The organism is Proteus sp. FME41 (assembly GCF_014897315.1).
In the GTDB taxonomy this organism is placed as follows: Bacteria; Pseudomonadota; Gammaproteobacteria; order Enterobacterales; family Enterobacteriaceae; genus Proteus.
Genome location: NZ_JABUYL010000003.1, coordinates 192,702 through 206,575 on the forward strand (window position 1 = coordinate 192,702; position 13,874 = coordinate 206,575).

General features: G+C 37.8%; 7 protein-coding genes. 5 read left to right on the forward strand and 2 right to left on the reverse strand.

Annotated elements, in window-relative coordinates; all coding sequences use genetic code 11:
• Complete coding sequence (gene exbB / locus INT04_RS04705) at positions 1-1,011, reverse strand: tonB-system energizer ExbB (protein WP_193014979.1); 1,011 nt, start codon at positions 1,009-1,011, stop codon at positions 1-3.
• A gap of 329 nt (positions 1,012-1,340) precedes the next feature.
• Here exbB and metC point away from each other — a divergent pair, with 329 nt between their 5' ends.
• Positions 1,341-2,531, forward strand: a complete 1,191-nt coding sequence (gene metC, locus INT04_RS04710) for a cystathionine beta-lyase (RefSeq protein WP_193014980.1) — start codon at positions 1,341-1,343, stop codon at positions 2,529-2,531.
• Between the two features lie 125 nt (positions 2,532-2,656).
• On the forward strand, positions 2,657-3,325 hold the full coding sequence (locus INT04_RS04715) for a DedA family protein (protein WP_193014981.1): 669 nt from the start codon (positions 2,657-2,659) through the stop codon (positions 3,323-3,325).
• A 158-nt stretch (positions 3,326-3,483) separates the two neighbouring features.
• Here INT04_RS04715 and INT04_RS04720 read toward each other — a convergent pair whose 3' ends face one another.
• Positions 3,484-4,266 carry a class I SAM-dependent methyltransferase gene (locus INT04_RS04720; protein ID WP_193014982.1) on the reverse strand — a complete coding sequence of 261 codons (783 nt, stop codon included), beginning with the start codon at positions 4,264-4,266 and terminating at the stop codon, positions 3,484-3,486.
• Positions 4,267-4,446: 180 nt separating this feature from the next.
• Here INT04_RS04720 and INT04_RS04725 point away from each other — a divergent pair, with 180 nt between their 5' ends.
• From INT04_RS04725 to INT04_RS04735, 3 genes are all read left to right on the forward strand, one after another.
• The gene (locus INT04_RS04725) at positions 4,447-5,604 is read left to right on the forward strand and encodes an iron-containing alcohol dehydrogenase (protein ID WP_193014983.1); all 1,158 of its coding nucleotides are present in this window, start codon (positions 4,447-4,449) and stop codon (positions 5,602-5,604) included.
• A 27-nt stretch (positions 5,605-5,631) separates the two neighbouring features.
• Positions 5,632-6,462: a 2,5-didehydrogluconate reductase DkgA gene (gene dkgA / locus INT04_RS04730; RefSeq protein ID WP_193014984.1), complete on the forward strand. Its 831-nt coding sequence runs from the start codon at positions 5,632-5,634 to the stop codon at positions 6,460-6,462.
• A gap of 262 nt (positions 6,463-6,724) precedes the next feature.
• A complete protein-coding gene (locus tag INT04_RS04735) occupies positions 6,725-13,837 on the forward strand; it encodes an Ig-like domain-containing protein (RefSeq protein ID WP_193014985.1) in 7,113 nt (2,370 codons plus the stop codon).
• Positions 13,838-13,874 lie beyond the last annotated feature (37 nt).

Sequence of the window (13,874 nt, forward strand, 5' to 3'; positions counted from 1 at the left end):
TTACCTTGCTTTGCTGTTTTCGATATCTAAGTCACGGCTCACTAGCGTCACCACTCCCGTTGCGATATCACCAATTTCACCACGATAACCTGCGATCATTCGGGCAAAAATATTATAAATGATAACGGCTGGAATGGCGGCAATCAGCCCAATAGCGGTTGCTAATAATGCTTCTGCAATACCTGGAGCAACAACAGCGAGGTTTGTCGTTTGAGAATGCGCAATACCAATAAAACTGTTCATAATTCCCCAAACCGTCCCAAAAAGACCGATAAAAGGAGAAATTGCACCGATAGTCGCAAGATAACCATTACCACGCCCTAATTCACGAGCAATAGCTGCAACTCGACGTTCCATTCGCATTTCAACACGTTCTTTAATACCGGATGCCACTTTACTTTCTTGAGAGTAAGTTCGTTCTAATTCTGCATCATTAAAGAAATCCGCAGTGGCGCTCTTATTACCAAATTTTTGGCTAATAGCTAATGCATCGTTAAGTGATCTTGCTTCAACTAATTGAGCAGATTCATTTCTTAGGCGACGACGCAGTGAGATCAGATAGCTTCCTTTGGCAAAAAACAGTGCCCAAGTCACAATAGATGCTAATAGTAAGCCAATCATGACACTTTTAACGACTAAATCAGCATTACGATACATACCCATTACAGATAAATCTTCAGCAAATCCGCCACCAACAACCATTTCTGGCTGTATTTCTGATGTCGTATTTTCTGTTACGGGTGAGGTATTTTCAGCCGTTATTGCAGGTGCAATTTCACCTTCTGGCTTAGTGGCTTCAGAATTTGGCGCATTAACTTCATTGCCAGTATTTACCGAAGTTTCTGTTGTTTTTGCTACAGATGGATCTGTTGTAGCGGTTCCCTGTGTAGAAGCTGTTGAAGAAACGGCAGCAGTAGTTGGCTGTTCAGTTGGTGTGGCAGGTGTCGTATCCGCAAAAGCAGAGCCTGTCAGACCGATTGCCAATAGAATAGAAGCTGTCAAATTACGCATCAGTTGGCCTTTTACTCTCTTTTTTATCTATTTATTTATTCAGTAATGACGATATTTACGTCACTACTTACCCAAAATCGTTCGCTTACCATCATCCTGTTTGCCATCAGGAAGAGAAAACGCTCAAATGATATCAAACATGAAGCATTTTGATAGTAATTATCATTACTATTTGGCTATTTTTTTTTCATTTGTCCATTTTTAAGACAAATTATCGTCATTTTAAGTAACATGAAATTTTATCAACTACCCTGTAAGCCTTTTGTACTTATCTAAAAAATGAATTAACGTGAAGTAAACACACCATCAATTAAAAGAAGGTATTAAGGATGACGCTAAAAAAACAAGAAACCTCACTCCTCCTTTCTGGGCGAGCAAAAAAATATTCACAAGGCGCGGTAAATCCAATTATACAACGAACTTCATCCGTTATTTTTGATTCTGTTGCACAAAAACGTGAAGCGACAAAAAAACGTGCTGAGGGAACCCTTTTTTATGGTCGTAGAGGCACAACCACGCATTTTGCCTTACAAGAAGCCCTAACCGAATTAGAACAAGGTGTGGGTTGTGCATTATTTCCTTCAGGTGCTGCCGCGATCACGCAGTCTATGCTCGCCTTTATTAAACAAGGTGACCATATTCTTGTCACGGGTTCAGCTTACGATCCTACCCAAAACTTTTGTGATCAAATTTTACGTAAGTTCGCGGTAACAACGACTTATTTTGATCCCCTAATCGGCGCTGATATCAGCCAATTACTGCAGCCTGAAACAAAAATTGTTTTTCTTGAATCGCCAGGATCTATCACCATGGAAGTTCAAGATCTACAAGGCATTGTCAATTCAGTTCGCCAATATAATCCTGATATCATTATTATGCTTGATAATACTTGGGCCGCTGGGCTATTGCTTAAACCACTTACTTTTGGTGTCGATATTTCTATTCAGTCCGCCACAAAATACATTATTGGTCACTCTGATGGTATGCTCGGTTTTGCGGTGGCTAATGAACGTTGTTGGCCACAATTACGAGAAAATGCTTATTTATTAGGCCAATGTGTTGATCCCGATACAGCTTATATGACGGCCAGAGGATTAAGAACCTTACCCGTAAGAATGAAGCAACATGAACAAAGTGGGCTTGAAGTCGCTCGTTGGCTAAAGCAGCACCCTTTAGTCGATAATGTCTATCACCCCGCACTATCTTCTTGTCTAGGTCACGACTATTTTCAACGTGATTTCACTGGCAGTAATGGCTTATTTTCTTTTAGTTTAAACAAAATCCTCACTACTGAAGAATTTGCTGAATTTTTAGATAATTTTTCACTCTTTAAAATGGCTTTTTCATGGGGAGGGTTTGAATCTTTAATTTTAGGCTATCACCCTAATGATATTAAAGCGATGCGTCAGTATGAAACACAACCGCAATTTACGGGGACATTGTTCCGCATTCACATAGGGCTAGAGAATGTAGACGATCTGATTGAAGATCTCGAACTGGCATTTTTACGTATTTCTTAATAAATACTGAATTTTTTATTAAAAATAATCTATCCCTGTGGTTACGCAGGGATTAAATCAAACTGTTCTCTTTATTTTGCGTTAGAATAGCGACCATAAAGTCCTTTTTTAATGCGAGTTCGCTAATGGGTACATTAAAAGAGATAATTCACGCACTAATGCAACACAACTATATGGTGTTGGCTAATCCAAACGTGCTGTGGGTTATCTATATTGTTCTTTTTGTTATTATTATGCTGGAAAACGGGGTATTACCCGCCGCATTTTTACCTGGAGATACACTGCTTATTCTTTGCGGTGCCTTAATTGCCAAAGATGTTTTACACTTCTTTCCGACAATCATTATATTAGGTACTGCCGCCAGTATTGGGAGTTGGCTTGGGTTTTTACAAGGTCGCTGGCTAAGTGATACAAAAATCGTTAAACGTTGGATGGCTCAATTACCTGAACAATATCACCATAGGGCAAATGACCTTTTCCATCGCCAAGGTTTGTATGCGCTATTACTGGGTCGCTTTATCGGTTTTGTACGAACATTATTACCAACGTTAGCTGGCTTATCCGAATTACAACAACGTCGCTTTCAAATATTTAACTGGTTAAGTGGCTTTTTGTGGGTGGGCATTATTGTGTCACTAGGTTATGTATTGAATTTAATTCCCTTTATTCAAAAACATGAAACATTAGTGATGAATATTCTGATGACATTACCTGTATTGCTCTTAAGCGCAGGTTTAATCGGCTCTATCGTAATGTATATTCGCCATCGCAAAAATAGTACTAGCAATAAATAATAAAAAAACACGCCATTATTTTAATCATCATAATGGCGTGTTTTAATCGTCTAATACTTCAAGCATTCAGTTGTTCATTGTCTTATCTCCACATCAATTAATATCTGACTAAAAATCCGTTTATATTAATCACAATCATATTCTTCCTACTCTATTTTTTAAAGCTTAATGGCTTTTGAAGCAAGAAATGTTGGAATATAACTGTCCACTAAAAAACGTGCATGAGGAGCAAAATCTTCAACAAAATCTTGCAATAAAAAGCCCGCAGCTAATTGACCGCCAATAAGGTCTGTTAAAGAGTGACCAAATACAAGCCCATCACCTCTTGCCACTTTTTCTTGCAGAATATCTGAAGGTAGCGAGCCTTGATCACTATAAGGTAAGCGATAAGTAGGTCTTATTAACCCTTGAGAACGTAATTGCGGATCTCTATCATCAACAAATACAACTGGGTTATAAAAACTTGCCATCAGCACACCGCCTTTATTCAAAACACGGTAGCACTCTTGCCAAACGGGATTAACATCGGGCACATATAAGTTTGAAATAGGATGAAAAATAAGATCAAAGCTTTCATTAGCAAACGCAGTTAAATCCGCCATATCACCTTGGGCTGTTACCAAATCTAACTGATGTTTTTGTGCCAATTCACGATCTTTACTTAATTGGCCCTCTGATAAATCAAACACCGTAACAATACCTCCTGCTGCTGCTAAAATAGGCGCTTGTTGCCCACCTGCAGACGCTAAACAGAGTATTTTTTTACCTTTAATATTCGCTAACCATTCGCTCTTAACAGGACTAGGGGTTAAATGGACTTTCCAGTTACCCTGCTTTGCAGCGAGAATTTCTTCATCGCTCACAGGCTTAGACCACTGATTTTCCATTGCCGCTTGTTTATCCCAGTGCTCTTGGTTTAATGTTAAATAATGACTTTCCATATGACTCCTTATAAATTAATGACAATATGAATTGTTGAGGTCATTAAGAGAAATAACTTACCTCTTATCTCCACAACGTTACTGTTATAGTTGTGTCATGCTATTTCGTCTAGATATAACGAAAATTTTTTTCCTGCTTAATTGTCATATTGCAGAACATTAGATTATGGTGGAAACAAAATGCAAAACTTTACCTATTACTCACCTACTCGCCTTCATTTTGGTCAAGGTCAAATAGAAAAACTACGTTCTGAAATAGGAAAAAATGAGCGTATTTTATTAACTTATGGTGGCGGTAGTATTAAACGCAATGGTGTATTAGACCAAATTTATACCGCACTGCCAGGACATCAAATTCACGAATTTGGTGGTATTGAGCCGAATCCATCTTATGAGACATTGATGAAAGCGGTTTCTTATGCAAGATATCACGGTATTACCCATTTATTAGCGGTAGGCGGTGGTTCTGTCATTGATGGCACAAAATTTATTGCTGCTGCCATACCTTATCAAGGTGAACCTTGGGAAATTGTCACCAGTCGCGGTAACGTAATTGAAAAAGCAATACCGCTAAGTTGCGTATTAACACTACCCGCAACAGGTACCGAAACTAACAGTTTCTCGGTTATCAGTAAAAAGCAGACCATGGATAAACAAAGTTTTTCCAGCCCTTATGTTTACCCCCATTGTGCTATTTTAGATCCTACAACAACCTATTCTTTACCTCCAAGACAAACCGCAAACGGGGTTGTTGATGCTTTTATTCATATATTAGAGCAATATCTCACTTATCCTGTGAAGGCTCGTGTACAAGATGAATATGCGGAAGGCCTTTTACGTATTTTGATTGATCAAGGGCCAAAAGCGCTGACATCACCTACAGACTATGATATCCGTGCTAATATAATGTGGACAGCATCACAAGCGCTTAATGGCATCCTTGGTGTTGGTGTTCCTCAAGATTGGGCAACGCATGCATTAGGTCATGAACTCACGGCTTTACACGGACTTGATCATGCACAAACTCTCGCCATTGTTTTACCTGCTTTATTAAATGAAAAACGGCAGGCTAAATATGAGAAGTTAATCCAATATGCACAAAAAGTTTGGGGTATAAACCAAGGTTCTGATGCGTTTAAAATTGAAACTGCGATTAATGAAACTCGAAAATTCTTTGAATTAATGGGACTTAGAACTCGACTGGCTGATTTCAAAATCACGGAAGAAGATATTCCCGCATTAGTGCGAAAATTGGAAGCGCATGGACAAACCGCACTAGGCGAGCATCAAGATATCACGTTAGAAGTGAGTCAACGTATTTATACAGCGGCACTCTAAGTACTGTATGCGACTTTGGAGAGAGAAATGGATAAACCTAAACTGATCAAGCTATCTGATGGAAATGTTATCCCACAACTTGGGCTTGGTGTTTGGCAAGCAAATAATAATCAAGTTATTAACGCTATTCATCACGCACTTGATACAGGCTATCGTCTTTTTGATACTGCAGCAATTTACCACAATGAAGAAGGGGTTGGTAAAGCGCTGAAACAGACCACCGTTCCTCGTGATGAACTCTTTATCACCACAAAACTATGGAACAACGATCAAACACATGCTCGTGGTGCTGTATTAGAAAGCCTCCAGCGTTTACAACTTGATTATATCGATCTCTATTTAATGCATTGGCCAGTACCATCGCGCGAGCTTTATGTTGAAGCATGGAAGCAAATGATTATTTTGCAAAAAGAGGGTTTAGTAAAAAGCATTGGCGTCTGTAATTTTAAAGAAGAACATCTTGAACGTATCATTACAGAAACGGGTGTTACGCCTGTCATTAATCAGATTGAAATTCATCCTTTATTGCAACAAGCACCACTAAGAGCATGGAACACAACTCATAATATTGTGACCGAATCTTGGAGCCCATTAGCCCAAGGTGGTGAAGGCGTTTTTGACCAAACTCTTATTCAAAAACTGGCTGAAAAATACCATAAAACACCTGCACAAATTGTGTTACGTTGGCATTTAGATAGCGGTTTAGTCGTTATTCCAAAATCAGTTACCCCTTCTCGCATTGAAGAAAACTTCCATATTTTTGATTTTAAATTAGAAAAAGAAGAAGTCGCTGAAATCACAACCCTTGATCAGAAAAAACGCTTAGGCCCTGATCCTGATATTTTTGTTGATATCTAACTGTTAATTCAATATCAAAAAAATCAGTAGCATTATTTTAATTACACCCCAAAAGTGGACACCAACTTTGGGGTGTTTTTCTATTGGTTATTTTATCACTAAAATAATCCTTCTTTTTTCTGTTTATTTTTCTATTTATTTTATCTTTTTGAACATTCATTTTTAGATATTAAGAAATTTATTAATTCAAGTTCAGTTTCTGATATCGAAAACATATATAAGTACGAGAATCTCATCATTATTTGTTACGGTGAGTTTAAAAATGACAAAATCTAAACGTGGACTAACGCCTCAACTCGCTTCTATTACGAAGACAGTTGCTTGGTTTAATATCTTTATTCAGTTTGCATTTCCTCTCTCGGCAGCAATACCTGCCAATGTATTTGCAAAAGAAAATATCCAAGAAAATCAAACACTCTATAAAGACAATATTTATCAGGTTAAAGAAGGCGATACACCAGAATCTATTGCAGAACAATTGAATATAAAACTCTTTAAGCTTATCGAAGCAAACCCTGATAATGTCTCTTTAGTCGGTAAATTAAAGATAAAAACAGGAATGAAACTTAATATTCCTAATACCTCTTTATCATCCACAAAATGGTTAAATAATCATAATCAACATGATCCAATTCCATCAACAAATGGACAAGAACTTGCTCAAATTATTGTCGATAATTCATCTTTATTAAATAAAGAGACTGATACCACACAATATGCAATAAGCCGAGTCTCAAGCAAGGCCAATCAACAAATAGAACAATGGCTCAATCAATTTGGTCATGCCCGAGTATCACTTTCAACTGATAAACACTTTACGTTAGAAGGAAGTTCTGCTGATCTTCTTATTCCATTGTACGATCAAGAGAAGAACTTAATTTTCACTCAGACCAGTTATCACCGTAAAGATTCGCGTAGCCAATTAAATCAAGGAATTGGTTATCGGTATTTTACGGATAAATTTATGGTAGGCCTTAATGCTTTTTATGACTACGATTTAAGTCGCTATCACAGCCGTTTTGGTGTGGGTGCGGAAGTATGGCGAGATTATTTTAAATTAAGCATAAATCATTATCACCGTTTATCCAATTGGCGTACTTCGGATGATGTAATGGATTATAACGAACGTCCAGCTAATGGTTGGGATATTAGAACAGAAGGCTATCTGCCTGCTTATCCACAATTAGGCGCTAAGCTTATTTTTGAGCAATATTATGGGAAAGAGGTCGGCTTATTTGGTAAAGATAATCGTCAAGAAAATCCCCACGCTTATACTGCAGGATTAACGTACAGCCCTGTTCCTTTGCTGACATTGGGTGCCGAACGTCGCTTTGGTTTAAATGATAATAACGATAATAAATTTGATGTAAATATTCAGTATCGTCTAGGTGAATCACTCTCTTCACAACTCAACCCTGATAATGTCCGAGCGACACGTTTAATGTCAGGAAATCGCTATGATTTTGTAAATAGAAATAATGATATTGTTTTAGAGTATCAAAAGAAAACCTTAGTTTTTCTTTCTATAACACCTACCATTAATGGTTATGCAAAAGAAGAAAAAGATTTAGGCGTACAAGTTCGCTCTAAATATCCCGTTGAACAGATAGAATGGTCGGCAAGTCGCTTAATTGCTAACGGTGGTAAGATTAACCATAATAATAATCTTAACTACTCGATAATCCTACCCCGCCATATTTCAGGTTCGACTGAAAAAAACAGCTACACAATAAGCGCTGTCGCTATTGATAAACAAGGTCATCGTTCTGATCCCGTACAAAGTCACATTATCGTTGATCAATCCGCGATCAATACACAAAACAGTCAATTTACGCCGAAAACAACACAACTGCCTGCAAACAATCATTCTGCACAAAACCTGACTTTATCTATTTTCGATAACGACAATCTTCCTGTTGATATCGATATAAAAGAACTGTCATTACAGGTTCAATCTGATACGCCTATCGGGAACAGTCGAGTATCCAATTTTAATCGAATTGATGCAGGAAAATATCAAGTCACCATGACTGCAGGAAGTACTCCTGAAACAGTGACATTAACGCCAAAGTTCAGAGATAACACCTTTAATCAGGCACAAGTCACGTTTATTGCTGATACGCATTCTGCCATTATTGCTAAAGGCGGATTAGCCGTAATCAAAAAAAATGCTCCTGCTGACGGCAAAAGCCAAAATAAAATCCAAGTCATTGTGACAGATATTAATACTAATCGAATTTCGAACTACCCTGTTTTCTTTACTGCTGATAATGGTGCGACGATTATTGGACAAAGCAAGACAGATCCACAGGGTAAAATTATAGTACCGATTACCAATACTCATATTGGTAAAAGTGAAATTGGGGTAAGTGTTAACAATATTACCTATTCAACTCATGTTGATTTTACGTCTGATATTCACTCGGCAAAAATTAATACATTTACGATTAATCCAAACAGCTCATTTGCCAATGGATCGGATGAAAAGATAATTGCTTTAAATATTGTTGATAAAAATAACAATCCTGTTCCCAATGCCAAAATTCACTTATCTGCTGATAATCAGGCTCAGCTCAAAGAGATTGAGTTACTGACCGATAATCAAGGTAATGCATCAACTACGATGACCAGTAAAATATCGGGAACCGTCACAGTAATAGCGCGGGTTAATAAAGTAACGGCTCAAAAAACAACGCAATTTATTGCTGATTTATCTAACGGTAAGATTATTTCAGTGATCCCATCAGCGCCACCTTATATTGCTGATGGTAAAACTGCGGTGATGTTTACCGCTGTCGTTGAAGATAAAAATCACAATGTATTACCGAATGCAAAAGTAATTTGGTCTACTAATCGTGATCAAAATATTGTTAATCTTGATGAAATTTCCACAACCAATAGCCAAGGTATTGCTCAGACAACCGTAACTAGCACACAAGCCTTTGATGTTATTGTCACCGCAAGTATCAGTAATGAATCATTAGATGCACTACCCGTTACTTTTATTGCCAATAACCAGCAAGGTTTAATGACCTTAACCACCAATAAAACCGAATTAATTGCAGATGATAAAGAACAAGCAATACTCACTGCTGTGGTAAAAGATAAATTTGGGAATAAATTACCTAATGTCACGGTTGAATGGTTATCTGGTGCCTCAACCACGCTCGATAAACAAAAAAGTATTACCGACAATCAAGGACAGACGACCAATCAAATTCGAACCAAAAAAGCAGGTGCGACAGAGATTATTGCTACTCTTGCAAATAAAGAAAAAGCGCGAGTGACACTAACCGCAATGGCTGATCCTAATAGCGCCAATATTGTCTTAACCACTGTAAATAACAAAATAGAAGCGGTTGCAGACAATAACGATACGATTACCTTAAAGGCGCATGTTACGGATGCTGAAAATAATCCATTAATAAAACAATCTGTATTCTGGAATTCAACCCATAATATGTTGAGTGAGAATATGGTGAAAACCGATGATAATGGTAATGTGCAAGTTGTGATAAAAGGGACAGAGGCACAACCAACAACCGTCACAGCAACACTGGAAAATAACCAAAGTAGCATACAAAATCTTCGCTTTATTGCTGGTCAAGCTACTGCATCACAAAGTACATTTTCGATTGAACCCCAATCTATCGTGGCAAACGGCAGTTCATTCGCAACAGGGACAATCACTCTAAAAGATAAATTTGGTAACCTAGTTCCGAAACAAGATAAATTTATTACCCTCTCCGGTGGCGCCACCGTCAAATTTAGTGCTATCAAAGAGATCGATACTGGTATTTATCAAACAACCATTAATGGTAAACAAGAAGGTATTAGTCTTATTCGTGCTCAATATGCTAATGCAGGTAATACCTTTGATTTAACTCAACCTCTTGGTTTTATTGCTGATAAGCAAAATGCCACTATTAATGCAGTAAATGTCATTGCTCCTTTTGATGTCACCGCAAATGGTACTGATAAAGTCGTTATTCGCGCGAAGATTGTCGATAAACAAGGTAATCCCAGCATGGAAGGCATTGCGGTGGGTTGGATAACCTCGTTAGGCAAGCTCTCACAACCGATTAGTAAAACCAATAAAAATGGGATTGCAGAAATCACCTTAACCAGTACACAAGCTGGTTCAGCTCAAGTAACAGCGATGTTAGATAGCCAACAATCTCTCGATGCTGACCATGTCATTACCTTTAATACAGATGTGATTTCTGCTGATAAATCTCAACTATCACTGAGCCCTAACACCATTATTTCTGAAACAGGCCGTTCTCAAATCACATTAACGTTAAAAGATAAGTACGATAATTTATTAACTGGGTTAGAGCGCAAAATCAGCGTTAACTACAGTACTGATTTAACTGCAACCACAACGGCATTTAATGAAATCTCAAGGGGGGTTTATCAAGCTCACATTAGTGCATTAAAAGCAGGCCAAACCACCATCAGCGCCAAAGTAGATCCCGTCACGCTAACCCAAACCGCTTTACTCACTGTTTTGCCTAATAGTCAGACAGCAAAAGTAGATAGATTTGTGATTAGTGATACACACCCTCATGCAGGCGATACCATCACTTATAGCGCGTATATCAGTGATAAAAATAATAATCCTGTTGATAGTGGTGTCAGTGTGACATGGACGACTGATAGGGATAGCTTACTTGCCAAACCATTAACATTTACTGATAACAAAGGCATTGCCCACATTGATTTAACGCGAAATCCAGCGGGTATAGCGAAAATGAATGCAGTATTAATTTCAGGTCGTTATCCCGCTCCCGATGTCAATTTTATTGCCGATAATGTTGATGAAAATAGTTCAGAAATCAACTTAATACCTGCAACGATTATTGCAAATGGTACAGATAAAGCCTTGCTCACGTTAACGATTAAAGATAAAGGCGGTAATATTCTACCTGATCAGCATGTTGAAGGGATCGCCAATAACCCAACGATTCAGTTTAGCTCAGCGAAACAAGTCTCTCCAGGGCATTATGAAATTGAAGCAACGGGCACTAAATCGGGCACAGCGCAATTAAGTGTTAAAGTTAATAGTATTGATTTCAAAAAACAAAAAACCTTACAACTTCGTGCAGATGCCACTACCTGGCAAGTAAAATCGGTTAATGTGGATAGAACAACCATGATTGCGGGCGATAAGGGCGTTAATTATCAAGCAACCATTGTGGATGCTAATGACAATATATTGCCTAACGTTATTGTGTCATGGAAGTTACAAGGTTTAGCTGATGACTATGACTTTAGTACCTATACAGATACTAATGGTATCGCCAGAACCAAAGTCACCAGCACTGTTGCGGGTATATTGAAAATGAGTGCTTACCTTGATTTAAATAATCATAAGCAAATTCAAGACGTAACCGTAACCCCTGCTGATATTGATGCCAATAAATCAACTTTTAGTAGCAATCGCCAATCAATCGGTGGTGATAATAAAGATAGCGCCCTACTCACTGTAAATTTAATGGATAAATACAGTAATACTGTTGATGGTAAAATAGTTTCAATTAAAACAACCAGTGGTACCCCTAACTTCAGTGATAACCCACTCAACGCATTGGGTAATGGGGAATATCAAACTAACCTAACATCAAATGTTAAAACAGATATTATCTTAACGGCTGAAGCAGACGGAATAACAATAGCACAACCACTGACTATTAAAGTCACGATCCCTAAACCTGATATTATTTTTGACAAGCAAATTCAGCAAGAAACCTATACCTCTACGCTAATCAATTCCCTAAATTACAAAGGGTTGCCTAATAATATTAACGTGATGTGGTCTAGTTCTGATCCGACAATTGCCACTATTGATACGCTTAACGGTAAAATTTCGATGAAAAAAGCGGGCACAGTCATTATCACACTACAAACATCAGGTAATGATCAATATCAACCTGCTCAAAGTAGCTATCCTTTAGTCATTGAAAAAGCGGCGCCTATTTTACAATTAACTTCGTTAAGTACGATTAAATCTGTATGGAATGATGGGGTAACGCATACCGTTAACGTCAATTTTGGTAATACAGACGTAAAAAGTCTTCCTTTATATTATGCCAGTGATGATCAGCATATAGCGATGATTGATACACTGGGCACTATTGCTGAAGTCAAACCAGGTAAAACTAAAATTCATATAAAAAGTGATGCTACCGATCAATTTTTAGCGGATGCTGTAGTGGTTGACTATGAACAAGATAAAGGGACACTTCAAATTACGTTTGCAACACATAATATTACTTACTCTGAAACTGATAAGAATATTGATGTACAACAGCCAACATCTCCTTTGCCTAAAGAAGCACAAGGTATCTGGTCCGCAACAAATCCTAATGTTGTGGCAATAAAAGAAAATGGAACCATTGTTAAAGTTACCCCAGGCACAACGGACATCATTTTAACATCAAAAGAAAATGACTATTTCTATGAATCAAAAGGAACTTATTCTGTTGAGGTAAGAAAAGTCCCTCACATCACTATCAATTCGGTAACACGGAGAGTTGATAATAATAAAACGGCACACGTTATCCCTAATACAAATACATCAATATATTGGACGCCTGTTTATGAAGGCGATCAATTAACATTTTCTTGGTTACCACCTGATACATCAGTAACTGATTATGAGGTCAACCTTGAATTGTGGGATGGTAATCAAAAAACCAGCCAAATCTTTGAATACAATCAAGCTAAGCTTCTCGGTGGACAAGCAATCACAACCGCATTTACGATTGATAAAAATTTATTTAAAAGCACTCAGCTTAAAATCAAAGTCATTGTATTTGATCTTTTTGATCAAGATTCTCATACCAATACAGGTAGACAATATGCTGTTTATTATCCGATAAATATAAAACCTATTACTCCTGAATATATGGATTTTAGATTAGATGGACGCATTATATTTATTAATACGAATAACGGCGCCACAAAGGGAGGATGTCAGGAAACAATATCAGATCCGACAATCCACGTTATTGCTGAACCTATCTATACATTGGGTTACGCCAATAAACCGTTTCTATTCCCTGTCACTGTCAGTCATAATTTAATCGATATTACAGGAGATTCTAGTCGAAGCTCTGTAGATTATCATGATAGTACCATTGAGTTGGTTTCTATTGAGAATGCACGACATTCAACAACCAGCCACACCAATGCAATGAAGGAACAGTGCTGGGCAGCAATGACAGGCGCTCCTCATTCAGGAGGTGCGAACCTAATAACTCATATGACGATAAATGGTATAGAGAAAGTCTTTACCCAACCCGTGAAATGGAATGGGGAGGGAGACCGTAATCCATCCGCGAATAGTGTGGAAAAAATACTTCACCAATAATCCGCTTTATAAAATAGTGAAAAGAGCCCATCAAGGG